Origin of the sequence: Streptomyces sp. SAI-170, assembly GCF_049739565.1 — a bacterium.
In the GTDB taxonomy this organism is placed as follows: domain Bacteria; phylum Actinomycetota; class Actinomycetes; order Streptomycetales; family Streptomycetaceae; genus Streptomyces.
In genome coordinates, this window is sequence record NZ_JBMGQD010000001.1 from 7,922,881 (window position 1) to 7,945,571 (window position 22,691).

The window sequence follows — 22,691 nt, forward strand, 5'->3', positions numbered from 1 at the left end:
GGGGAGAGCCGATTTCGCAGGAACGTCGAGGAGGAGCCGGGATGAACCGGACCGAGGAGTTCGAGGAGCTGCGGCCCCTGCTGTTCTCCATCGCCTACCGCATTCTGGGCAGCGTGAGCGAGGCCGAGGACGCGGTCCAGGAGACCTGGCTGCGCTGGGACGCCTCCACGACCCGGCCTGCCTCGGCCCGGGCCTTCCTGTCGTCGGTGGTGACCCGGATCTCGATCGACGTACTGCGTTCGGCGCGCGTGCGCAGGGAGGCGTACGTCGGGCCGTGGCTGCCGGAGCCGCTGCTGACCGACTCCTACGAGGACCCGGTGCGCTCGGCGGAGCTGGCCGACTCGCTGTCGATGGCCGCGCTGTTGCTGCTGGAGCGGCTCAGTCCGCTGGAGCGGGCCGTGTTCGTGCTGCGGGAGGTGTTCGGCTTCGGTTTTCCCGAGGTCGCCTCGGCGGTGGGCCGTTCCGAGGCCGCCTGCCGTCAGCTGGCGGTGCGGGCCCGTCGGCACATGGACGCCGGGCGCCCCCGGTTCGAGGCGGACCGCCGCGAGCGCGAGGAACTCGCGGCCCGCTTCTTCGACGCCGTCCGGGAGGGCGACGTGGACGCGCTGCGCGAGCTGCTCGCGGCCGATGTGCAGGTCGTCGGGGACGGCGGCGGCCGGGCCCCGCAGGCGGGCGCGGGCGTGTTCGGCGCCGAGCGGGTGGCCCGCCACTTCGCCTTCGTCCTCCCGGCCCTGGTGCGCATCGGCGTCACGAGCGAGTCGCACGAGATCAACGGCCAGCCCGGCGCCGTGTTCCGCGACCGCGACGGCAAGGTCCTCGGTACCTGGGTGCTCGACGTCCTCGACGGACGCATCCAGACCGTCCGCGCGGTCAGCAACCCCGACAAGCTCCAGCACGTCGGCCCGGTGGCGGACCCGTGGGCCGTCTTCCACGAGCTGAACCGCGCATGGCGGGGCGAGGAGTGAGGAGGGGAGGGAGCGCGGGCCGGCCGGCTATCTGCGGCCGCCGAACTCCCAGGAGTAGACCTCGATCGCCGCGTAGCTGTCGGCGGTGAGTACGGCCTGTGCCGTGTCGGCGTCGGGTGCCCGCAGCAGCGCCGCCGTGCCCAGCCAGGCCGTGCCGTCGTCGGACAGCAGCGGCCCGTACGCGATCAGCTCGTCCTCCCGGCCGGGCGGTACCGCGAGATCGGCGGGCTCGCCCTCCCCGGAACCCAGACCGAGCACCAGGTAGCGGTTGCCGCCGGTGCGGCCGCCCGGGAACTCCCACATCGTGCGGCCCAGCAGATTGCGCCACCGCCGCAGCAGCACGTCCCGGTACCCGCCGGCCTGGTACGTCGGCTCGTCGAAGGCGAAGGCGCGTGCCGCGGCCGCGTCCGGCAGATCGAGGACGTGCACGCTGCCGACGAGCGGGGCGTCGTCGCCGTCCCCGGCGAAGAGCGGGCCGCGGGCGATCATCTCCTCGGCGTACCGGTCCATGTAGGACCAGTGCTCCTCCAGCAGCTTCTCGCGCAGGGGGAGGGAGCCGGGCCGGTCACGGTGGAAGCAGAAGAACTCCATGGGACCGGACCCTCGCGCACCCATGGTCCGTGATCAAGGGAATTTCGCCTCAGTGGTACCCCCGCTCCCGGCCGCCTGGTCGGCCTTGCGGATGGTACTCGCACCCCCGCAACCTCAGCCGCGCCCGCGGTGGCGCACCCCCGAGCCACGCCGCGGAGCACGTGCTCCCGGGTCAGCCGCGGTGTCCTCCGAGGGACACCACGACAGCCGTCCGGTCGCCGCCGGGTGTTCGGTAGTGCACGGTGTCACCGGCCCGGTGCCCGAGGAGCGCGTGCCCGAGGGGACTGTCGGCGGTCACCAGGTCGGCGTCGTCCGCGTCGGCGAGTTCGGAGAGCCGCAGGGTCGACTCCTCGCCGTCCCCGAACCGCACGGTGACGGTGCTGCCCACACCCACCGCGTCCGTCGGCGGCGGGCCCGCGACGGACGACTCCCTGATCCGGGCCTCGATCTCGGTGATGCGCCGGTCCAGCCGGGCCACGTCCGAGGCCCGCTGCAACTCGTCGGCCTCGTCCGCGCGGTCGCCCACCGCGTCGTCCCCCCGCAGGGTCGCGGCCACCGTCGCCCGGCGGCTCCGCAGCTCGTCGAGCTCGCGCCGCAGTGCTCCCAGCGCCTCGGTGCTGATCGGCTCGGGACCGTCCGTCATCGCTGCTCCCGCTGCTGGTCGCGTACGAGGCTTCCATTACCTCACCGGTGAACAGGCCCGGCAAATCACCCCTCGGGTGACGTGGTCGATCCGCCGCTCCTCAGCCGGCCGTCGCCGCCCTCGCCAGCCGCCCCAGCCCGGCCTTGATCCGGTCCGGTGTCACGCCCTGCGCCCGCTGCTGGAGGAAGACCTCCGGTGCCAGGGGCGCGAGCAGGCTGTCCACCAGGGCCTCAGGGTCCGGAGCGCCGGACTCGCGCAGCAGGACCAGCACATGGACGCGCCAGAAGCCGTACGCCCCGACGGTGAAGCGCTTCTCGCCGGTCTCGGCGCCCAGGACCAGATGGCTGTGGGCGTCCAGCAGGTCGACCATGGCGGCGTAGAACGCGGTGAGCCGCTCGGGCGGCGGCGCGCCGGGGCCCAGGGGGGGAGCGCCGCGCAACAGCTCCTCCTGGAGGCCGCGTTCGTGTTCGTCGAGAAGGGCCGCCGCGATGGACGTGACGTCTGGATAGCGGCGGTAGAGGGTGCCCCGGCCGATGCCGGCCGCGCGGGCGATGTCCTCCATTGTGACCGACCGCGGATCACCGGCGGCGAACAGCTCGGCGGCGGCGGAGAGCACCTTGGCCCGGTTGCGGGCGGCGTCCGCGCGTTCCCTCGTCTCCATGGGCTCAGCCTACCGGAATAACTGGACGCCCTGTCCGGTTGAGCGTCTCGTCCGGTATAACTGGACGCCGTGTCCGGTTACTGTTCCGGCCGATTCCGAGGGGACCCGTCATGACCACGCTGCTCCACATCGACGCCAGCGCCCGCCGCCAGTCCTTCAGCCGGGAGGCCGGCGACGCCGTCGCCGCCGCCTGGCGCGCCGCCCACCCCGGCGGCACGTACGTCCACCGCGACCTCGCCCGGACCCCCGTCCCGCAGATCGGCGAGGCGTGGACCGAGCTGTGCGACTACGTCCTCGAGCACCGGATCACCGACACCGCCCGTTACCGGGAGGCCGTGCGCACCCCCGCCCAGGAGGCGGCCTGGGCCGTCGTCGAGCCGCTGCTGTCCGAACTCGTCGCCGCCGACGCCGTGTTGATCGCCACGCCGATGTACAACTACGCGATCCCGGCGTCCCTGAAGGCATGGATCGACCAGGTCACCTTCCCGCGCATGTCCCTCGCCGGACGGCGGTTCGTCGTGGCGTACGCCCGCGGCGGGGCCTACGGCCCGGGCACCCCGCGCCACCCGTACGACCACCAGGAGCGCTACCTGCGCGACTTCTTCACCGGCCACTTCGCCGTGCCGGAGGACGACATGACCTTCCTCGGCACCGAACTCGTCAACTCCCTCACCGATCCGGCCCTCGCCGACCGGCGCGGCGCGCACGACGCGTCCCGCGCGGCCGCGCTGGAGGCCGCCCGCAAGACAGGAGAATCCCTGTGAACTGGCTGCTCCTCGTCGCCGCCGGCCTGGTGGAGGTCGGCTGGTCGCAGAGCATCAAGCCCACGGCCGGGTTCACCCGCCCGCTGCCCACCCTCCTCTGCTTCGCGCTCGCCGCCGTCGCCGTCTATCTGCTGTCCCTGGCGATGCGGGGACTGCCGGTGGGCACGGCCTACGCCGTCTTCACCGGGATCGGCGCGGCCGGCGCCATCACGCTGGGCGTCGTCGTCCACAAGGACCCGGTGACCCTAGGCCGCCTCCTCGCCCTCGCCCTGATCGTCGGCGGGGTGGCGCTGTCCCACGCGACCACCACAGCCGAGTGAGGCGCCCGGCAACGGCCTGGGAACGGCCTGGCACCGGCCCGGCCGCGCGCCGCCGAAGTGCGCCGACACGCCCGCGAGCCGGGCCTCGGCGCCCTCGGCGGCGCCGCTACCCTCGACGCGTGAACGACCTTTCGCCATACGGCCGGTACCGCGACGACACGGCGGTGCTCGCAGCGATCGGGGCGCGCGTCGAGGCGCAGACCGCCCGGGTCACCGTACGACTGCCCCAGGAGCTCGCCGACGCGGCGGTGGCCGCGTGGGAGCGCGACGAACGGCAGGCGCCCGACCGGGAGACGCCCGAGCGGCATCGGCTGCGCGACCACGCGGCCGAGCTGGCGCTGATCGGCCTCGCGATCTCCGAGCGCGGCCGTCGCGAGGGCGGGGCCGTCCTGGTCGACCTGGACATCGCGGCGGCGGGCGCGGCGGTACGGGCCGCGCAGTAGCGACGGCCGGCCGATGCCTGTGCCGGTCCTGCCGATCCCCGTGCCGCCCTTGCCGCCCTCCGTGTCGCACCCCGCCACGGAGGGCTTGCCCTGTGCCCCGATCGCGTGACGCGGCTCACATCCTCCTGTCTGTCACATCGTTCCTCCGCGACGCGTCAGTGAGGTGAAGCAGCCACCCGGCAGGCAAGGAGAGCACGATGGAAGCCCGTCTCAGCTACTACGGCAGCCCGCTCGCGGCGAAGTTCGCGAAGTACATCAACTCGGCGGGCAAGGTCGTCACCGACTCGACGCTGCCGAGCACGGTGCAGGAGCTGGTGAAGATCCGCGCCAGCCAGATCAACGGCTGCGGTTTCTGCACGGACATGCACACCAAGGACGCCGCGCACGCCGGGGAGACCCAGACGCGATTGAACCTCGTCGCGGCCTGGCGGGAGGCGACCGTCTTCACCGAGGCCGAGCGGGCCGCGCTGGAGCTGACCGAGCAGGGCACCCGGATCGCCGACGCCGCGGGCGGGGTGAGCGACGAGGCCTGGGCGGACGCGGCCAAGCACTTCGACGAGGAGCAGCTGGCCGCCCTGGTGTCCCTGATCGCGATCATCAACGCCTACAACCGGATGAACGTCATCGTCCGGCAGCCGGCCGGCGACTACCAGCCCGGCCAGTGGGGGTGACCGACGCAGCGGGCCGGGAGGGGGAGCGCGCGGCGGATCCCCTCCCGGCGGCACGGCGCGCGCGGCGGCCTGGCACTATCTGAGGACGGGGGAGTCGGTGAGTGTCAGTGGTGGTCCGTACGCTGTCCTGCAGCGCCGTCCGACCCCGCTGGTTCCCGATGACCGAGAAGGCAGGCAGATTTCACCGTGTTCCTGGAAACCCCCATCTACAGCCGCCTCGTGGCCGAGCGCGGCGACGTCCCCGCCCAGGTGAGCGGTGAAGCCGACCGTCTGCGCCGCGAGTTGGCGCGGGTGATACCACCCGCGCCCCCCGCGGGCCCTCCTCACCAGCAGCACCAGCACCGCCCCATGGACTCCTGGATGGGAGGCGCGCCGACCGGACCCTGAGCCGGGCCCGACGACGCCCTCATGGCCGGTCACCGGGCCGGCCAGGGGCGCCCTCCAGGCCGTGCACGAACCGCGCGACCAACTCGGCCACCGTGTCCGGGCGTTGCAGATGCAGGTCGTGCTCCGTCCCGGGCAGGCTGAGGGAGGTCACCGAAGGCCGGGCCCGGACCATCGCGTCGAACTCCTCGGGCGGCACGAAGCTCCTTTCGGCCAGGACCAGCAGGGCCGGACAGCTGACGCGCCGCCAGTCGGCGAGGAACGACCGCTCGGCGACCTCGGCCGTCGAGCGGACCATCACCTCCGGCTCGAAGCGGGGCCACCAGCCGCCGTCCCGCTCCCGCAGCCCGTCCGCCCAGCCCTCACCGACGGGCCCGCCGCCGAAGAACGCGACGGCCTTCTCGCGCGACGGGAAGGGCACCGGCCACGAGTCCAGCCAGCCGCGGATCTCGTCCGGGACCCCTGGGCTCGGCCCACCCGCCCCCGCCTCGACGAGCACCACGCCCCGCACCAGCCGGGGATGGGCGGCGGCGGTGAGAAGCGCGGCGTTGCCGCCCATCGACTGCCCGACCAGGACGGGCGCGTCGAGCCGCAACGCGCGGGCGACGGCCACGACGTCCTCGACATACGCGGCACGGGACACGTCCTCGGGCAGCAGCTCGGAGGCACCGTGTCCGCGCTGGTCGAGCGCGACCACCCGGAAGCCGGGACTCAGCCGCTCCGCCACCGCGTCCCACTCGCCCGACTGACCGGCGAGCCCGTGCAGCAGCACGAGCGCCAGCCCTCGCCGCCCCGGTCCCGGCAGACCAGCCGCACCCCGTCCCGTACGACGGTGTGTTCCCGCCAGGCCATCGTCCGCCCCCTTTCACGCAGCGGGCCTCATGGCGCGAGGACCCCGCTGAGATGGTCGTACGCCGTGTGCGCGTGCAGCCGGACTCCGGTGACGAGGGTGGTGTCGTCGGCGTAGAAGCGGGGGTTGTGGTTCGGGACCAGACCGCGCCCGCCGGGGGCGGGTGTGGGCCGGCCGGTGCCGTCGAGCGTGGCGTCCTGGACGCCGAGCATGACGTACAGGCCGCCGTAGCGGTCGATGAACTCCGAGACGTCGTCGTAGCCGAGCGTGGCGGAGGTCTCCACGACCCGGTCCTCGCCCACCACGCGGCGGAAGGTGGGCAGCGCCGCGTCGACCCACTCACGGGTGTTGTGCACGGGCGGGACGTCCTGGAGGTGCTCGACGGTGGCGGTGCAGCCGTACGCGGCCGCGGAGTTCTCCGCCAGGACGGTCAGCCGCTTCTGTACGTCAGCCATGTCGGACTCGTCGGCGCAGCGGATGGTGCCCCACAGGGTGACGGTCTCGCCGATGATGTTGAACCGGCCGACGTCCTCGACATGGCCGATGCTGACGGTGACCGGGTGGAAGGCGTCGACCTGCCGGTAGAGCTGGCCGACGCCGACGAGGATCGCGCCGGCCGCGGGCATCGGGTCGATGCCCTGCCAGGGCGAGGAGCCGTGCACCTGCCGGCCGCCGATGACGATCCTGACCAGGCACGAGGCGCCGTACTGATTGCCGACGCGGTAGCCGACGTACCCCTTGGGATACGGCGTGACATGCAGGCCGAAGGCCATGGTCGGCGTCGGATCGCCGAAGGCGCCCTCCTCCACCATCACCCGGGCGCCGCCTTTCTCGTCCACCGGCGGCCCCTCCTCGGCGGGCTGGAAGACGAACAGCGCCGTGCCCGGCAGCCGGTCGCGGACCCCGGCCAGGACGGTGGCCGCGCCCATCAGCATGGCCGTGTGGCAGTCGTGGCCGCAGGCGTGCGAGACGGGGAACGGCCCGCCCGGGTAGTCCCGGTCGACCACCCGCGAGGCGAACTCGACGCCGCACGCGTCCGGCACGGGCAGCGCGTCGATGTCCGCCCGCAGCGCCACCACCCGCTCGCCGGGCACTCCGCCGCGCAGCACCCCGACCACCCCGTGCCCCGCGATGCCCGTGCGCACCTCGTCGAGCCCGAGCGAACGCAGATGCTCCGCGACGAACCGGGCCGTGCGCTCCTCCCGGTTGGACAGCTCGGGGTTCTGATGCAGATGCCGGCGCCAGGTCACGACCTGCTCGGCCACCTCCTCCGCCCGCCGGTCCAGCTCGTCGTGCAGCACCTCGTCGGCCATGGGGTACGCCCTTCCTGCGCGCGCCGGCTCCGTGCGCTCACGGTAGCCATGACCGGCCCGGCGGGTCAGTGGCTGTACAGCCAACTGCCGTACGACGCCCCGTCCACGAGGTCGTACATCCCGAACGCGGCGGGCGCGACGACCAGCGCCAGCACGCCGAGCCGCACGAAGACCGGGCCGGCCATGGTCGGGGCCTCGAACTGCCTCTTCACACTGCCGAAGTCCCTCAGTCGCCGGATGTCACGGCGGCACGCGGCCCAGAACAGCAGCCCGAAGAGCAGGAAACCACCGCCGAGGACAAGACACAGACCGCCGACGACGGCCAGGAACTCCATACGGTCGTGGTGGTTGCCGACGGCCAGCGCGGCCATGGCCGCCACCACCGCGCCGGCCGCCCCGAACATCACTCCGCGCAGCACTACGCTTCCCAGCCGCAGACGCGGCGACAGCACACCTTCGTCGTCCCGTTGCATGCGGGCACAGTAACCGCCGCCCCGACACCATGGACGAATGGGCCTGCCCCCGGGGGAGGGGCCTGTACACCGTGTCCAATGTCCCGCGCGGCGCCTCGTCCCCAGAATGACGACCCTGACGGGCGGGAACGGCTGGAAGGGGAAACGCGATGCGGATGGGCCCGGGGAGCGGCGCAACGGCGGACGGCGGGGCTTCGGCGGTCCGGCTGCCGCTGGAGGGGGTGCTCGTCGCCGACTTCGGACGGGTGCTGGCGGCGCCGTACGCGACGATGCTGCTGGCGGATCTCGGCGCCGAGGTGATCAAGGTGGAGCAGCCCGGCACCGGCGACGACACGCGCGCGTGGGGGCCGCCGTACGCCCAGGGCGAGGCCACCTACTACCTGTCCGTCAACCGCAACAAGCGCTCCCTCGCGCTCGATCTGCGGGACCCCGACGACCGGCGGCGGGCGGCGGAACTGGTGCGCCGCGCCGATGTGCTGTTCGAGAACTTCCGGCCCGGGACGATGGAGAAGTACGGCCTCGACTACGCCTCCGCGCGCGAGCTGAACCCCGGGCTCGTGTACTGCTCGGTGACCGGGTTCGGCGCCGGTGCGGGGGCCGCGCTGCCCGGCTACGACCTGCTGATCCAGGCGGTCGGCGGCCTGATGAGCGTGACCGGCCCGGCCCCCGGACAGCCGGTGAAGACCGGCGTCGCCGTGGTCGACGTCCTCACCGGACTGCACGCCGCCGTCGGCGCCCTGGCCGCGCTGCGGCATCGCGACGCGACCGGGCAGGGACAGCACGTCGAGGTCGACCTGCTGTCCTGTCTGCTGTCCAGCCTCGTCAACCAGGCCGCCGCGCACACCCTGACCGGACAGGTGCCCGGCATCCTGGGCAACCGGCACCCCTCGATCGCGCCGTACGAGGTGTTCCAGGCGCAGGACCGGCCGTTCGTGCTCGCCGTCGGCAACGACCGGCAGTTCGCCGCGCTGTGCCGCGGGCTGGACGCACCCGAGCTCGCCGCCGACCCGCGCTTCGCCACCAACGCCGACCGCGTGGCGCATGTGGCGGAACTGGCCCGGCTCGTCGGCACGCTGCTGGCGCGGCGCACCGCGTCCGAGTGGTTCGACCGGCTCACCCCGCTGGGCGTGCCCTGCGGGCCGGTGAACGACCTGGGCCAGGCCTTCGAACTGGCCGAGCGGCTGGGCCTCGCACCCCGGGCCACCGTCACCGGTGCCGACGGGCAGCCGATGGACCTCGTCGCCAACCCGCTGCATCTGTCCGCCACACCCCCGCGCCACACCCGCCGCCCGCCCGGGCTCGGCGAGCACACCGACGACCTCCGGGCCTGGCTGGATTCCCCTGATTCCTGAATATCCCCATCCCGTGGTCACGAAAAATGCACAGGCCATCGAGAATTGCCTTACATTTCCTCGCTTTCACGGCCGAGGTGTAACGCGCCGGCGTTCGGAATACGCAGAACCAGATGGAAGGAAAGACCCGAGCCGGAAAAAGATCGGAAAGCCGAATGAGCAACGTCGACCGAGCCGCACACCCCCAGGCCAGGATGTACGCCCTTATAGGGTGCGGCATCGCGGCCCGGCTGAATCGGGCCTGACGGGAACGGGGAGCTCACCATGACACGCACCATCACCCCTCATGACGCGCCGATCTACGACGATCTCGTGCGCGAGCGCGGAGACGTCGTCGCGGAGGCGCAGCGGGCGGCGGACCACATCGAGATCCAGGCCGCCCATCTGCTGGGCGCACCCCCGGCGCCGCGTGCTGCCGGGGACGGCCTGGGCGGTGCACACCCCTAGAGCGGGCCGCTGTGCTGCCCGTCGCCGTGTCGGTCGTCGCCGTGTCGGTCACGGCCGGGCGACCCTGTCCGGGTCCTCCGCCGAGTCCAGGAACCCGGCGTCCTCCGGCACCGGCGGCAGTGGCGCGGGTCTGCGCGGACGGCTCGTCAGGCGGGTGGCCAGCGGCTCCGTCCAGCGGGCCGTCAGGGGGCCCAGGACCACCAGGATCAGGACGTACGCGGTCGCCAGCGGGCCCAGGGAGGGCTCGATGCCGGCCGTCACCGCGAGCCCGGCGATGACGATGGAGAACTCGCCGCGTGCGACCAGGGTGCCGCCCGCGCGCCAGCGTCCCTTGGGCGAGATCCCGGCGCGGCGCGCGGCCCAGTACCCGGTGGCGATCTTCGTCAGCGCGGTCACCACGGCCAGCGCCAGCGCGGGCAGCAGCACCGGCGGGATGGTCGCGGGGTCGGTGTGCAGACCGAAGAAGACGAAGAAGACCGCCGCGAACAGGTCCCGCAGCGGGGCCAGCAGATTGTGGGCACCCTCGGCGACCTCGCCCGACAGGGCGATGCCGACCAGGAACGCCCCGACGGCCGCCGAGACCTGCAACTGCTGCGCCACACCGGCGACGACCAGTGTCAGCCCCAGCACGACCAGCAGCAGTTTCTCCGGGTCGTCGCTGGAGACGAAGCGCGAGATGTGACGGCCGTAGCGCACCGCGAGCAGCAGCACCAGCGCCGCCACGCCCAGCGCGATGGCCAGGGTGACACTGCCCGCCGCGAGACCCGCCCCGGCCAGCAGGGCGGTGACGATGGGCAGATAGACCGCCATGGAGAGGTCCTCGAGCACCAGGATGCTCAGGATCACCGGCGTCTCGCGGTTGCCCAGCCGGCCCAGATCGCCGAGCACCTTCGCGATGACGCCGGAGGAGGACACCCAGGTGACCCCGGCCAGCACCACCGCGGCGACCGGGCCCCAGCCGAGCAGCAGTGCCAGTAGGGCGCCGGGCAGCGCGTTGAGCAGGGCGTCGAGCAGTCCGGCCCGGTACTGCGTCCTGAGGTTGGAGACCAGGTCGCTCGCCGTGTACTCCAGGCCCAGCATGAGCAGCAGCAGAATCACGCCGATCTCGGCGCCGATCGCCACGAACTCCTCGCTGGAGCCGAGCGGCAGCAGCCCGCCCTCGCCGAACGCGAGCCCGGCCAGCAGATAGAGGGGGATCGGCGAGAACTGGAAGCGTGCGGCGAACCGGCCCAGCAGCCCCAGCCCGAGGATGATCGCGCCGAACTCGATCAGGAAAACGGCAGAGGAGTGCATCGCGCGATCACTCCCGGCCGAGTATCGCCGCGGCCGCGTCCACGCCCTCGCGGGTGCCGATGACGATCAGGGTGTCCCCGCCCGCCAGCCGGAAGTCCGGCCCGGGGGAGGGGAACGCCTCGGCCCGGCGCAGGACGGCCACGATCGACACGCCCGTCTCGGTGCGCATACGGGTCTCGCCCAGCAGCCGCCCGTTCCAGTGCGACACCGACGGCAGCTCGATCCGCTCCGCCACCAGACCCAGCTCGGTCGTCGACAGCAGATTGGGGCTGTGGTGCGTCGGCATCAGCGCGTCGATGACCGTCTCCGCCTCGCCGGACGTGAGCCGCACCGACATGGCGCAGGCGTCCGGGTCGTCCGTACGGTACGCGCTCAGTGTCCGCGTCCCGTCCCGGTGGGCCACCACGGACAGGCGGCGCTGCTCCCGGGTGGTGAGGTCGTAGCGGACTCCTATGCCGGGCAGCGGCGTACTGCTCATGCGTGGTGCACCCACGGTTGTCCTCCTGTCAGGCGGTCTGGCTTGGGCGTTTGACCGTTTCTTGGGAAGCCCATCGCCTTCACTTTAACCAGGGGGCCGTGCAGCGGTCGGTCCCGGCCACCAGGGGCGTATCAGTCTCGGGTGATGTGCCACTATCGGTGCGGACGACGTCGGTCCCACGCCCGTACCCCGCGCGAGGTGGACGTCTCCCTTCCAGCCGGTCAGTTCGCCGACCTCGCGGAGACCGTGCGCATCACCGCCGGGACCAACGTCCCGCGGTTCTGCCCCTGTTCACTCGCCCTCGCGGCGATCCGTATCGAGGAGAACTGTTGACGTCCATGGAGGCCACCCGGCACGAGAGAGCCGGGGAGTCCGTGACAGCCGCCGCCCCGACCGGCGCGGAGGCGCCGCTCGCGCCGCGGCCGGCCCTGCCCGTCCCGCCGCCGCTGCACGCCCGGGCGGCGGCCGAACTGCTCGGCACCGCCGCCCTGGTGGCGGTCTCGGTGGGCACCGGCATCCAGGCCGGCGCACTCACCGCCGACGCCGGGCTGCAACTGCTGGCCTGCTCACTCGCCACCGCCTTCGGGCTCGGCGTCCTCATCACCCTGTTCGGGCCGGTCTCCGGCGCCCACTTCAACCCCGCCGTCACCCTCGCCGAGTGGTGGACCGGCCGCCGCCTCGGCGTCGGGGTCACCCTGCGCGAGACGGCCGTCTACGTCCCGGCACAGGTCGCCGGCGCCTTCGCGGGCAGTGTGCTGGCCGACGCGATGTTCGGTGAGCCGCTGGTGAGACTGTCCACGCACGACCGCTCCGGCGGGCCCGTGCTCCTCGGCGAGGTCGTCGCGACCGCGGGCCTGATCCTGCTGGTCTTCGGCCTGGCCCGCACCGGGCGGCTGCGCTTCGCCCCGGTCGCCGTCGCCGCCTACATCGGCGCCGCGTACTGGTTCACCTCGTCCACGTCCTTCGCCAACCCGGCGGTGACCATCGGCCGCGCCTTCACCGACACCGCGGCGGGCATCGCGCCCGGCTCGGTCGCCGGGTTCGTCGGCATGCAGCTCCTGGGGACCGTCGTAGGACTGGCCCTGGTGGCACTGGTCTTCACCCCGGGCCGCGGGCGCGCATCGGGGTGACGACCGCTGGGCCGTGACGGCCTCAGTCGTCGTCCTCCCGGTCCTCCTTCTCGGACTTCCCGCGTTTCTTGCCCGCTTCCCCTTGTTCCTTCTGTCCGTCGCCGTCGCTCATGACGGTGGACGGCGACGGCGGTGGCGTCGGCGTCCCGGCCGCGGGCAGGTCCGGGGAGGACGACGTGGACGTGCCCCCCGGGGACGCGTCGTCGCTGTCGCCGGAGGACAGGCCGGCCCCGAGAGCCGCCGAGGCGCCGAACACGAGGACGCCGCCGACGGCGAACAGCACCTTGGGGGAGAGCCCGCCGCGCGGCCGGGCGGGACGCCGACGCCCCGTGGCCGGCCTGACCGGCCTGGCCGCCGTCGACGGCACCGGCGCGGTGGCGGGGAGAGCGCCTTCCGGCGTGGCGGCGGGGAGAGCGCCTTCCGGCGTGGCGGGGAGGGCGTGCCCTTGCGGCGGTGCGGCGAACCCACGTTCCTGTGGCGGAGCTTCGAACCCCCGCTCCTGCGGAGGGGCTGCGAACCCCCGCTCCTGCGGCGGGGCGGCGTACCCCTGTCCCTGTGGTGCGGTGACGTACCCCTGCCCCTCCCGCGCGGCAGGCAACCCCGGTCCCTGCGGCGCGGCGACATACCCCTGCCCCTGCGGCGGGGCGGCGTACCCCTCCCCCTGCCGTGCGGCGGCGTACCCCTGCCCCTGCCGTGCGGCGGCGTACCCCTGCCCCTGCCGTGCGGCGGCGTACCCCTGCCCCTCCCGCGCAGCAGGCAACCCCGGTCCCTCCGGCGCGGCAGCGAAGTCCTGCCCCTGAGGGCCGGAAGAGAGGTAGCCCTGCCCGTGCGGCCCGGCCGGAAGGCCACCGCCGCCCTGCCCCCGAGGCCCGCCCGCGAACCCCGAACCCCCGGCCGGGAACCCCTGCCCCCGCGGCGTCGCAGGATAGGCATGTTCCGCAGCGCCGCCCTCGGCCCCGCCGGGCAGCGTCGTCAGCCAGGTGGCCGCCTCGCCCGCGGTCGGGCGCCGGGCCGGGTCCTTGTCCAGCAGGCGCAGCACGAACGCGGACAGCGGCTCGGGTATGTCGGGCCGAAGCCGGGTGGGCGGCACCGGCGCGGCGTCGACCTGCTGCTGGACCACGGCCAGGCTGGTGGCACCGGTGAACGGCGGGCGCCCCGTGAGCAGTTCGTACAGCACGCAGCCCATCGCGTAGACGTCGCAGGGCGGTTCGGCCGGACGGCCCAGGGCACGCTCGGGGGCCAGATAGGCGGCCGAGCCGACGACCGTGCCGGTGGCGGTCAGGGCGCCGGCGGCCGCATCGGCGAAGCGGGCGATCCCGAAGTCGGTGATCTTCGCGACGCGGTCGGCGGTCAGCATCACGTTGGCCGGCTTGATGTCCCGGTGGATGACCCCCTGCCGGTGCGCGGCGGCGAGCCCGTTCGCCAACTGGCCGACGAGCAGGGCCGCTTCGGCGGGCGCCAACGTACCGCGCAGCGACCGCTCCTGGGCCAGGCTCCAGCCCTCCACCAGCTCCATGACCAGATACGGCTGCCCCGCGTGCGACCCGAAGTCGTAGACGCCCACCACATGGGGGTGGTTGAGGCGGGCCGCGGTCTGCGCCTCCAGGTGGAAGCGGGCCGTGTCCTTCTCCGCCGCCTCACCGGTCAGCAGCTTCAGGGCGACCGCCCGGTTCAAGGTCTGGTCGGTCGCCCGCCAGACCTCGCCCATCGCGCCGCGTCCCAGCGGAGTCTCGAGCAGATATCGCCCCGCCACCAGCACGTTCGTCGTCCCTTCCCCCTGCACCGGACAGCCACTGAGGGGGCCCCTGTGTACGAGGGCCGTTCCTCACGCCGCCATGATCGCAGACTGCGGGACGCCTCATGGTCAACGCGGTGTACGGGGCCCCTGGAAGCGGTCCGCGTGCTCGGTCAGCCACTCGGCGAACGTGCGCGCGGGGCGGCCGGTGAGCCGCTCGACGGTGTCGACGACGGTCGCGGCCTCCTCGGGAGGGCTGGCGTACCAGCCGATGACGTAGTCGGCGTCGGCCCGGGACACTCCGGTCGCCATCAGCCGCTCGACGGCCTGTTCATGGGTGAGCGGCACGAACGACAGCTCACGGCCGACGGCCCGCGACAGCATCGCCACCCGCTCGCGCGGCGTCAGCGCCTCGGGCCCGGTCAGGTTGTAGGCGCGGCCCGCGTGGCCGTCCTCCAGCAGGGCGACGGCCGCCACCGCCGCGATGTCCGCCTCGTGGACGAGTGCGCTGGGCAGATCGTACGGCTCGCGTACGACCCCCTCGTCCCGGACCGAGTCGGTCCACGTCAGCGTGTTGGACATGAACTCCTGGGGCTCCAGCCGCGTCCAGGTCACCCCCGACGCCGCCACGGCCTCCTCGACCGGGCCCACGAAGCCGCCCCACAGCACGGTGATGCGTTGTACGCCCGCCTCCACCGCCCTGCGCACCAGCTCGGGTCCGGCCTCGGCCAGTCCCGCCGTCACGGTGATGTGCAGCCGGTCGACGCCCTCCAGCGCGGCGTCCAGCTTCTCCGGCACGGTGTGCGTACCGGCCACCACCTCCACCCCGGCGGGCAGCTTCGCCGCCGCCGCGACCGTGTCCCGGCTCAGCGCCCGGACGCGCTCGCCTCGCCGGACCAGTTCCGCCACCACATGCCGGCCGGTGTTCCCGGTGGCACCCGTCACCAAAGTCGTCACAGCTCACGTCCTTTCGTCACGGACACGCTAGGAACTCAACCGAAGTTGAGGTCAAGCGCCGGTGCGCGGCCGGGCGCGGACATGCAGCCGCTCGCCCTGCCGGCCGAAGAGGCTGAGCACCTCGACAGGTCCCTCGCCGGTGGTGCCGAACCAGTGCGGCAGCCGTGTGTCGAACTCGGCGACCTCGCCCGCGCCCAGCACCAGATCGTGGTCGGCCAGCACCAGCCGCAGCCGCCCCGAGAGCACATACAGCCACTCGTAGCCCTCGTGCGTGCACGGGTCGGGCTCGGTGCGGCTCGCCGGCAGGACCATCTTGTACGTCTGGATCGGCCCGGGCTGACGGGTCAACGGTAGGACCGTGTTGCCGTTCACGCGCCGGGGCGTCAGCCGCACCCGGGGGTCGCCGACCTCGGGTGCGCCCACCAGCTCGTCCAGCGGGACCTGATGGGCGTGCGACAGCGGCAGCAGCAGCTCCAGGCTGGGGCGGCGCTGCCCCGACTCCAGGCGGGACAGCGTGCTCTTGGAGATACCGGTGGCCTCGGCGAGTTCGGCCAGCGTGAGGTGGCGCTCGGTCCGCAGCCGCTTCAGACGGGGGCCGACCTCGGACAGTGCTTCGGTGATCGCGGCGGGATGGTCCATGGCCCTCATCTCACCCCGCCCGTCCCGGAATTGGCAACAAAGGTTGTCGAACGAGCAGTCCCGCGGCGACTTTGTGCCGCGGAGGTGATCGCGATGAGCGACGAGACGCAGTACGACGCCCTGGTGATCGGCGCGGGAGCCGCGGGCCTGAACGCCGCCCTGGTGCTGGCCCGGGCACGCCGCCGGGTCGCGGTGGTGGACGCGGGAGAGCCCCGCAACGCCCCGGCCGCCCATATGCAGGGCTACCTGTCCCGGGACGGCATGCCGCCCGCCGCGCTGCTGGAGGCGGGCCGGGCCGAGGTCAGCCGCTACGGAGCCGAGCTGTTCGCCGGTCAGGTGGACCACGTCGACCCCGGCTTCACCGTGCACCTGGCCGGAGGCACGGCCCTGACCGCACGCCGGCTGGTGGTGGCCACGGGCCTGCGCGACGAGCTGCCGGATCTGCCCGGCGTACGCGAGCGATGGGGCCGGGATGTGCTGCACTGCCCGTACTGCCACGGGTACGAGGTCCGCGACCGGGCCCTGGGCGTGCTGGGGACCTCGCCGGGCGCGGTGCACCAGGCCCTGCTGCTGCGGCAGTGGTCCGAGGACGTGGTGTTCTTCCGGCACACCCTCGACCTCAGCGGCGAGGACCACGAACGCCTCACCGCCCGGGGCGTGCGTGTCGTCGACGGAGAGATCGCGCGGGTGTGCGCCGACGACGGCCGGATGAGCGGCGTCGAGCTCACCGACGGCCGGACGGTGGCCCGCGACGCGGTGTTCCTCTTCCCGCGCATGGTGCCCCGCGACGGCCTGCTCCTCGCACTCGGCTGCGCGACCGAGAACGGATTCGTCGTCACCGACCGGACCGGGCGCACCACCGTGCCGGGCGTGTGGGCGGTGGGCAACGTGGCCGATCCGCGCGCCCAGGTCATCACCGCCGCGGGCATGGGCTCGGCCGCCGCCTTCGCCCTCAACACCGACCTGTTGGAGGAGGACGTGGTCCGAGCCGTCGCCGAGCACCGCGCCCCGGCCGTGCGGGGTGAGGGCCGGTGAGTGCCGGGACCGCACAGCAGCCGGGGCCGGTCACGCGCGGGAGACTGCCGCTCGGCGTCCATCTGCTCGCGTTCAGCCTGTTCGCCATGGGCAGCGCCGAGTTCCTGCTGGCCGGCGTGCTGCCGGAGATCGCCGACGACCTCGGGATCAGTCTCTCCTCGGCCGGCGCGCTGATCTCGGCGTTCGCCGTCGGGGTCGTGATCGGCGGACCGCCCTTCGCGATCCTCACCCTGCGTTGGCCGCGCCGCGTCACCCTGGTGACGACCCAGGCCGTCTTCGCCGTCTCGGTGGCGGCCGGCCTGCTGACCGACAGTTACGCCCTGCTGATGGCCACCCGCTTCCTGTGCGGCCTGGCGTACGCCGGGTACTGGGCGGTCGCGGCGGTCACCGCGGTCGGCCTGGTCACCCCGGACCGCACGGCACGCGCCTCCGGTGTCGTGGTCAGCGGACTCGGCCTCGCGATGATCGCCGGCGGTCCGGCGGGCGCCCTGCTGAGCCACTTCACCGGCTGGCGGGGCGGGTTCTGGGGCGTGGTCGCCCTGACCGCCGCCGGAGCGGTGCTGAGCCTGGTCGCGGTGCCCGCGACGAGCGGGGGAGCGGAGCCGAGCGTCCGGCGGGAGCTGCGCACCATGCGGCAGCCGCAGCTGTGGGTCGTGTACGCCGTGACCATCCTGAGCACCGCCGCGTACATGATCACGTTCAACTACCTCGCGTCCTTCCTGACCGACGTCACCGGCGTCCCGTCGGTCTGGGTGCCCCCGGTCCTCGCGCTGTTCGGGGTCGGCGCCTTCGTCGGGCTGTCCGTCGGGGGCCGGATCGCCGACCGGCGGCCCACCCAGGCGCTCCTGGCCGGAGCGCTCGGCATCCTGGGCAGCTCGGTCCTGCTGGCGCTGCTGGCCCGGCATCCGCTCGCCGTCGTCCCGCTCGTGCTGCTGCTCGGCGTCGCCGGTTTCGTGCTCAACCCGGCCGTCTACGGGCGGGTGTTCACCATCGCCGCCCAGGCACCGACCCTGGCCGGCGCCACCACCGTCTCGGCCTTCCAGCTCGGCATCAGCCTCGTCCCGGCCCTCGCGGGCGCCGCCCTGAACAGCGGTGCGGACGTCACAGAGGTCACCTGGATCGGCGCGGCGCTGGCGGCGGCGGTCGTACCGACGGCACTCCTGGACCGGAAGCTGTCCGGTCGACGGCAGCGACTTCGGACCGGCGACGGTGACGGAGCGAGGGCTGGGACGACGGTGGCCGGCCGTCGGCAGTCTCACACCGGCTGAACGAAAACCGGTGCCGCGGCGGGCCGCTGCGCGGCTAGCATCCGGGGCGGCCCGGCCGACAGACCGAGGGGATCCATGGATCACGACTGGCAGACCCGCACCGACAACGCCATCGCCTGGGCGCGGGAACGGTTGGGTCCGACCGCGTACGCCTCACGCTGCCTGGCCTTCGTGGAGGACGCCTACGAACGCCCCAACCACGTCGAGCTCTTCGGCGGCGACTTGGTCAGGTTCTCCAGGTCCAGTCCTGACGCGGTCGCAGGCGTGGATCACCTGACCGTCGCCGACGCACAGCCCCACATCCTCGGCGGACTCGCGGGCGACGGCGGAGCGCATGGTGGACTGCTGGGCGGGAGGCGGAGGCTCCCTGGTGGCGTTCTTCGAGCGCAACGGGTTCACCTCCACCGACCGCTTCCTCGGTACGGGCGACCGGCCGGGTCAGGTGCTGTCCCGACGGGTGTCCTGAACTCGCGCGCGTTCCCTCAGTTTCTGCTCAGAACTGCGCCGATCAGGCCGTGACGTGCCGGGCCCGGACCTAGCGTGGGCCAGTGCCCATCGCGACCCGCCACAGGCGGAACCCTGTCTGGCTGCTGACCGTACTGGCCGCCGCGGCCTGCACGGCACCACCGCAGCACACGAACGACCCACGGCCCGACGCCCCGACCGCCTCGGCGGCCAGGGCCACCCGGGAACCGACGCCCGTCGTTCCGCCGCCGCTCGACGCGGGAAGCGGTGAAACCCTCGCCGGTCGCCACCGAACCGCCCGTGGCGACGCGGACTTCGCCTACGACGGCGGGCGCCGAGGCAAGGCCCTGATCGTCGCCGTCAGTTGCCGAGGCGCGGGCGAGGTCACCGTGGACCTGCCCGCGCTCGGGTCGTACTTCGCGCACACCTGCTCTTCGGGTGAACCGGCCGTGATCTACAACGAGTTCGCGCTGTCGGCCGCCCACACCGGCCCGGGACCGTGAAGGTCACCGCCCCCTCGACGGTCGAGTGGGCGGCGACCGTGGGCCGTGCGGAGCAGCCCGTTCAGGCCCGGGAGGCTACCGGGCCGACTTCGGAAGGATCATGAGGGCGTCGCCGTCGGAGCGTTCGCCGGTGCGGTCGCTGGGGGTGCCCTGCAGGGCGTTGTTCACGACCATCGCGGTCGAGCCGCCGCCGTCGAGGTTGAGGGCGTTCACCGCACCGAGGCTGCGCATGACCGCGGCGGTCTCGGGGGTGCTCAGACCGACGGTGTAGCCGGGCCGGCGGCCGTCGGCGGTGAGCAGGATGATCCGGCCGTCCTTGGTGACACCGGCCGCGGTACGCGGATTGCGGCGCAGGTACCAGGCGTTGAACAGCGCCTCACGGTCCGAGCCCTCGATCTCCACCGGGCCCCAGCCGTCGCGCACCGGGTCGAGAGCGGTCCGGCCGTTGCGCAGCAGCAGCGGGGCGCCGTTGATGATGGAGGTCTTCGAGGTGACCGGCACCCGGGCGCCACTGTCGGAGTCCACCACTGTGCTGCGCACGCTCAGCCGGGCACCGACCGGGGCGTGGACGCGCAGCCACTGGGCCCCGGTCCCGGTGCCCTGGAGCAGGGTGCCCTGCGCGGGTACCGCGCCGCCCCGGCTGGGCTGGACGGCGGTCACCCGGCCGTCGGCGTCGAGGGTGGCCTGGTAGCCGGCGCCCTCCGGGGCGGTGGCACCGAACTTCGGGGTGATGGCGAGGAGTTCGTTGTCGTTGCCGCAGGTGTATTCCTGGAAGGGGATGGAGAAGGGCGTGGCGGTGCCGACGCCGCCGCAGTTCACGATCAGGCCGGCCTGCCGGTTCAGGCCCGTCACCTGGCGGGTGATGCCGTCGTCGGTGCGGACGCTGAGCCTGGTGCGGAGCCGGCGCACCGACGAGCCCCGGCCGGAGTCGGACTGGATGACCAGGCCGGGCCGGTCGTTGACGGCCTCCGAGACGAGGTTGCCGCCGACGACCGAGATGCCGGCGAGGTCGCCGTCGGTGCCGGTCAGTCCGGGGCCGGGCGTGTGCCGGCCGCTGTCGATGACGAAGAAGCCGCCGTTGATGCCGGCGAGGGCGCCGGTGCGCCGCGCCATCTCGCTGGTGGTCTCACGGCCGGGCACGATCCCGCTGGCCAGCTCGGACCGCAGCCGGCCGGTGAACCGGGCCGGGTCGACGACGAGTACGTCCAGCGACCAGGGGCCGGTGGTGGGGTTCCCGTCCTCGCTGGTGTGGTGGACCACCCCGGTCAGACCGCGGGAGATCATCTGGCTGCGGGCCCGGTTGGCGGCGGTCTGGTCGGCGTACCGCCCCACCCGCACCATCATGCCGAGCGGCCGGTCCTCGGAGCCCCGGGGGTCGGGACCCGCGGTGGGGTCGAGGCGCGGTTCGTACCCGGCGGCGCGGATTCTGGCCTCCAGTTCGGCGACCTCCTCGTCGGTCGTGCCGACGCCGACCGTGACCGTCCAGAAGTCGTCCGCCGACGCCCGGCCGCGCTCGATCGCGATGTGGGTGACGCCCGGCGCGACCGTCCGCGGGGTGCGCGTCTCCTCCAACTCGGCGGAGCCGAGCGGCAGTCTCGCCGGGGTTCTCACCGCGGCCCGTTCCACCGGAGGCTGGTCGGCCGCCGCCGGCTCGTCGGCCACCGAGGTGGCGATCGTGCCGGCGACCAGGCAGGCGGCCAGCGCCCCACCGATCATTCCGCGTCGTGCCATTCGGTTGCTCATGCGGAGCCCTTTCAGCTACGTCGGCTACGGGAGTCGTTGCGACCGTGCCCGGCGCGTGTGTCGCGCAGGGGGCCGTCCACTCGATGTGCGGTTACGGAGGGTTGACGTATGGATGCCGCGGGCGCGCGTGCGGGCATGGTCGAGCCACGCCGCGTGCCAGGTGGCTGAAATGGGGGCGCGAGGCCGGATCGGCCCGCTGCGTCCGTCAGATGGGGGATATGACCTTGCGGGGTCGCGATGCCGCCGCGGTAGGGGGCCACAGGCGCGGTGAACTCTTCACGCTGGTGCCACCTTTCGTTCCGGATGCGTCCCGCCGGATGAGGATGCCCGCCCGTCGGTCAGCCAAAGCGACGGAAACCGGTCAGCCTGCCGCGTTCCGGTTGTCCCGTCTGTCGTCTTCTGCCTGACGCACCATAAGGCCGTGGACAGGCTCCACGGGGTCAACGACCCACGACCGATGAGGTGCTGACGTGACCGCACACCTGACCGGTTCGGCCGAACTTCAGAGGGAGGGCCGTGGCGGTCGGGTCCGTCGGCTCCACCCGGCGTCCCCGTCGGTTCAGCCGATCGGTGACGTGCCCGGCTCCGGCGGCAGCCGCAGCGCCCGGACGGCGAACGAGACGGCGTGGTACCAGCCGCAGACCATGACGAGGTCGAGGACCGCGTCCTCGCCGATCGCGTCGGTCACGGCGACCCAGGTCGGGTCGGAGAGGTCGTAGGTCGCGTGCAGTTCGTCGACCGCCCGCAGCAGCGCCCGATCGGCGGCGTCCCAGCAGGTGTCGTCCGGGCCGCCGTGGGCCAGTGAGGCGATCTGGTCCGCGGTGAGGGCCGCCTTCTCTGCGAAGACCGCGATGTGCACGCCCCATTCGTAGTCCGCGCCGCACAGCGCTGTCGTCCGGTCGATGACCAGCTCGCGTTGACGGACCGTCAGGGCGGCGTGCTTCGAGAAGTAGTAACGCCCCCAGGCCGCGACGCCGCGGGCCAGCTCCGGCCGCCGGGCCCACACCCGGAACAGTTGGATCGGGGCGTGCCCGAGCTGTTCGAGGGCGGCGCCGGCCTCCTCGTCGTAGGGCGGCACGAGCGGGGCGATACGCGGCTGCTTCGGATTCAGAGGCATGGCGGGGATGGTAGTTTCGTTGCTTCGGAAAGGGAAGCAGATGACGTCATCCACCCCACTGCCCGGCCGCCCGGTCCGCGGCTCGGACACCGGCCGCCCGGTCATGGCGCTGCTCGACCTGCTGGGCAGGCGCTGGGTGCTGCGCATCCTGTGGGAGCTGCGCACCGGCGCCACGCCCAACTTCCGCCGCCTCCAGCAGAGTTGCGGCAACGTCTCGTCGAGCGTCCTCGCCACCCGGCTGCGTGAGCTGGGCGAGGCGGCCCTCGTCGAGCACACCGGCGACGGCTACGCCCTCACGGCGCAAGGCGCCGCCCTCCTCGAACTCCTCGCGCCGCTCGACGTGTGGGCGAGCGAGTGGCGACCCCGGAGCGCGGAGGAGTGACCCCGGGAGGCGACCTGTTGCCGCTACCTATCGACTTTCGATAGATTCTTACCGTAGGTCGATCGCTGG

26 protein-coding genes and 1 pseudogene are annotated in these 22,691 nt (G+C 73.2%); 14 read left to right on the forward strand and 13 right to left on the reverse strand.

Going from position 1 to position 22,691, the window contains the following annotated elements; genetic code table 11:
• The first annotated feature begins 41 nt into the window (after nucleotides 1-41).
• A complete protein-coding gene (locus RKD23_RS35575) occupies nucleotides 42-965 on the forward strand; it encodes an RNA polymerase sigma-70 factor (protein ID WP_424857465.1) in 924 nt (307 codons plus the stop codon).
• A gap of 27 nt (nucleotides 966-992) precedes the next feature.
• Here the strand turns inward: RKD23_RS35575 and RKD23_RS35580 are convergent, their stop codons facing one another.
• From RKD23_RS35580 to RKD23_RS35590, 3 genes are all read right to left on the reverse strand, one after another.
• The gene (locus RKD23_RS35580; protein ID WP_424857466.1) at nucleotides 993-1,556 is read right to left on the reverse strand and encodes a YciI family protein; all 564 of its coding nucleotides are present in this window, start codon (nucleotides 1,554-1,556) and stop codon (nucleotides 993-995) included.
• 172 nt (nucleotides 1,557-1,728) lie between these two features.
• A complete protein-coding gene (locus RKD23_RS35585; RefSeq protein ID WP_424857467.1) occupies nucleotides 1,729-2,199 on the reverse strand; it encodes a GreA/GreB family elongation factor in 471 nt (156 codons plus the stop codon).
• Between the two features lie 100 nt (nucleotides 2,200-2,299).
• The gene (locus RKD23_RS35590) at nucleotides 2,300-2,860 is read right to left on the reverse strand and encodes a TetR/AcrR family transcriptional regulator (RefSeq protein WP_424857468.1); all 561 of its coding nucleotides are present in this window, start codon (nucleotides 2,858-2,860) and stop codon (nucleotides 2,300-2,302) included.
• A 110-nt stretch (nucleotides 2,861-2,970) separates the two neighbouring features.
• Here RKD23_RS35590 and RKD23_RS35595 point away from each other — a divergent pair, with 110 nt between their 5' ends.
• The 4 genes from RKD23_RS35595 (at nucleotide 2,971) to RKD23_RS35610 (ending at nucleotide 5,058) form a co-directional block, all read left to right on the forward strand.
• On the forward strand, nucleotides 2,971-3,624 hold the full coding sequence (locus RKD23_RS35595; protein WP_424857469.1) for an FMN-dependent NADH-azoreductase: 654 nt from the start codon (nucleotides 2,971-2,973) through the stop codon (nucleotides 3,622-3,624).
• The gene (locus RKD23_RS35600; RefSeq protein ID WP_424857470.1) at nucleotides 3,621-3,944 is read left to right on the forward strand and encodes a DMT family transporter; all 324 of its coding nucleotides are present in this window, start codon (nucleotides 3,621-3,623) and stop codon (nucleotides 3,942-3,944) included. Before RKD23_RS35595 ends, RKD23_RS35600 begins: the two co-directional genes overlap by 4 nt.
• Before the next feature lie 119 nt (nucleotides 3,945-4,063).
• Entirely contained in the window at nucleotides 4,064-4,387 is a 324-nt protein-coding gene (locus tag RKD23_RS35605; protein ID WP_424857471.1) for a hypothetical protein, read from the forward strand.
• Between the two features lie 197 nt (nucleotides 4,388-4,584).
• Nucleotides 4,585-5,058 carry a carboxymuconolactone decarboxylase family protein gene (locus tag RKD23_RS35610; protein ID WP_424857472.1) on the forward strand — a complete coding sequence of 158 codons (474 nt, stop codon included), beginning with the start codon at nucleotides 4,585-4,587 and terminating at the stop codon, nucleotides 5,056-5,058.
• Between the two features lie 406 nt (nucleotides 5,059-5,464).
• Here the strand turns inward: RKD23_RS35610 and RKD23_RS35615 are convergent, their stop codons facing one another.
• The 3 genes from RKD23_RS35615 to RKD23_RS35625 form a co-directional block, all read right to left on the reverse strand.
• On the reverse strand, nucleotides 5,465-6,214 hold the full coding sequence (locus RKD23_RS35615) for an alpha/beta fold hydrolase (protein ID WP_424857473.1): 750 nt from the start codon (nucleotides 6,212-6,214) through the stop codon (nucleotides 5,465-5,467).
• Nucleotides 6,215-6,321: 107 nt separating this feature from the next.
• A complete protein-coding gene (locus tag RKD23_RS35620) occupies nucleotides 6,322-7,605 on the reverse strand; it encodes a M20 metallopeptidase family protein (protein WP_424857474.1) in 1,284 nt (427 codons plus the stop codon).
• Between the two features lie 65 nt (nucleotides 7,606-7,670).
• Entirely contained in the window at nucleotides 7,671-8,078 is a 408-nt protein-coding gene (locus RKD23_RS35625) for a DUF6336 family protein (protein WP_424857475.1), read from the reverse strand.
• Nucleotides 8,079-8,233: 155 nt separating this feature from the next.
• On the opposite strand from RKD23_RS35625, the gene RKD23_RS35630 reads away from it, so the two are divergent.
• Both RKD23_RS35630 and RKD23_RS35635 read left to right on the forward strand, forming a co-directional pair.
• A complete protein-coding gene (locus RKD23_RS35630) occupies nucleotides 8,234-9,430 on the forward strand; it encodes a CaiB/BaiF CoA transferase family protein (protein ID WP_424858411.1) in 1,197 nt (398 codons plus the stop codon).
• A gap of 264 nt (nucleotides 9,431-9,694) precedes the next feature.
• Entirely contained in the window at nucleotides 9,695-9,877 is a 183-nt protein-coding gene (locus RKD23_RS35635) for a hypothetical protein (RefSeq protein ID WP_424857476.1), read from the forward strand.
• Nucleotides 9,878-9,925: 48 nt separating this feature from the next.
• Here RKD23_RS35635 and RKD23_RS35640 read toward each other — a convergent pair whose 3' ends face one another.
• A complete protein-coding gene (locus tag RKD23_RS35640) occupies nucleotides 9,926-11,170 on the reverse strand; it encodes a cation:proton antiporter (RefSeq protein WP_424857477.1) in 1,245 nt (414 codons plus the stop codon).
• Nucleotides 11,171-11,177: 7 nt separating this feature from the next.
• Nucleotides 11,178-11,648: a cation:proton antiporter regulatory subunit gene (locus RKD23_RS35645; protein WP_424857478.1), complete on the reverse strand. Its 471-nt coding sequence runs from the start codon at nucleotides 11,646-11,648 to the stop codon at nucleotides 11,178-11,180.
• A 198-nt stretch (nucleotides 11,649-11,846) separates the two neighbouring features.
• Between RKD23_RS35645 and RKD23_RS35650 the strand changes: the two genes are divergently transcribed.
• Nucleotides 11,847-11,981, forward strand: coding sequence for a hypothetical protein (locus RKD23_RS35650; RefSeq protein ID WP_424857479.1), 135 nt, complete (start codon nucleotides 11,847-11,849; stop codon nucleotides 11,979-11,981).
• A gap of 5 nt (nucleotides 11,982-11,986) precedes the next feature.
• Nucleotides 11,987-12,778: an aquaporin gene (locus tag RKD23_RS35655; RefSeq protein ID WP_424858412.1), complete on the forward strand. Its 792-nt coding sequence runs from the start codon at nucleotides 11,987-11,989 to the stop codon at nucleotides 12,776-12,778.
• A 22-nt stretch (nucleotides 12,779-12,800) separates the two neighbouring features.
• On the opposite strand, the gene RKD23_RS35660 is transcribed toward RKD23_RS35655, so the two are convergent.
• The 3 genes from RKD23_RS35660 to RKD23_RS35670 form a co-directional block, all read right to left on the reverse strand.
• On the reverse strand, nucleotides 12,801-14,537 hold the full coding sequence (locus RKD23_RS35660; RefSeq protein WP_424857480.1) for a protein kinase domain-containing protein: 1,737 nt from the start codon (nucleotides 14,535-14,537) through the stop codon (nucleotides 12,801-12,803).
• Nucleotides 14,538-14,642: 105 nt separating this feature from the next.
• Nucleotides 14,643-15,470, reverse strand: coding sequence for an NmrA family NAD(P)-binding protein (locus RKD23_RS35665; RefSeq protein WP_424857481.1), 828 nt, complete (start codon nucleotides 15,468-15,470; stop codon nucleotides 14,643-14,645).
• Between the two features lie 51 nt (nucleotides 15,471-15,521).
• Nucleotides 15,522-16,109 (reverse strand): helix-turn-helix domain-containing protein, encoded by a 588-nt coding sequence (locus RKD23_RS35670; RefSeq protein ID WP_404045860.1) that lies wholly within the window; start codon nucleotides 16,107-16,109, stop codon nucleotides 15,522-15,524.
• A 93-nt stretch (nucleotides 16,110-16,202) separates the two neighbouring features.
• Between RKD23_RS35670 and RKD23_RS35675 the strand changes: the two genes are divergently transcribed.
• The 4 genes and pseudogenes from RKD23_RS35675 (at nucleotide 16,203) to RKD23_RS35690 (ending at nucleotide 19,380) form a co-directional block, all read left to right on the forward strand.
• Nucleotides 16,203-17,144, forward strand: a complete 942-nt coding sequence (locus RKD23_RS35675; RefSeq protein WP_424857482.1) for an NAD(P)/FAD-dependent oxidoreductase — start codon at nucleotides 16,203-16,205, stop codon at nucleotides 17,142-17,144.
• Entirely contained in the window at nucleotides 17,141-18,412 is a 1,272-nt protein-coding gene (locus RKD23_RS35680; RefSeq protein ID WP_424857483.1) for a Cmx/CmrA family chloramphenicol efflux MFS transporter, read from the forward strand. Before RKD23_RS35675 ends, RKD23_RS35680 begins: the two co-directional genes overlap by 4 nt.
• A gap of 337 nt (nucleotides 18,413-18,749) precedes the next feature.
• Nucleotides 18,750-18,878: pseudogene (locus RKD23_RS35685) on the forward strand (GNAT family N-acetyltransferase); the annotation flags it as partial.
• Between the two features lie 82 nt (nucleotides 18,879-18,960).
• Nucleotides 18,961-19,380 carry a hypothetical protein gene (locus RKD23_RS35690; protein ID WP_424857484.1) on the forward strand — a complete coding sequence of 140 codons (420 nt, stop codon included), beginning with the start codon at nucleotides 18,961-18,963 and terminating at the stop codon, nucleotides 19,378-19,380.
• Between the two features lie 75 nt (nucleotides 19,381-19,455).
• On the opposite strand, the gene RKD23_RS35695 is transcribed toward RKD23_RS35690, so the two are convergent.
• Nucleotides 19,456-21,123, reverse strand: a complete 1,668-nt coding sequence (locus RKD23_RS35695; protein WP_424857485.1) for a phosphodiester glycosidase family protein — start codon at nucleotides 21,121-21,123, stop codon at nucleotides 19,456-19,458.
• Nucleotides 21,124-21,682: 559 nt separating this feature from the next.
• Nucleotides 21,683-22,240, reverse strand: a complete 558-nt coding sequence (locus tag RKD23_RS35700) for a carboxymuconolactone decarboxylase family protein (protein ID WP_424857486.1) — start codon at nucleotides 22,238-22,240, stop codon at nucleotides 21,683-21,685.
• Nucleotides 22,241-22,280: 40 nt separating this feature from the next.
• On the opposite strand from RKD23_RS35700, the gene RKD23_RS35705 reads away from it, so the two are divergent.
• Entirely contained in the window at nucleotides 22,281-22,622 is a 342-nt protein-coding gene (locus tag RKD23_RS35705) for a winged helix-turn-helix transcriptional regulator (protein WP_424857487.1), read from the forward strand.
• Nucleotides 22,623-22,691: the final 69 nt, after the last annotated feature.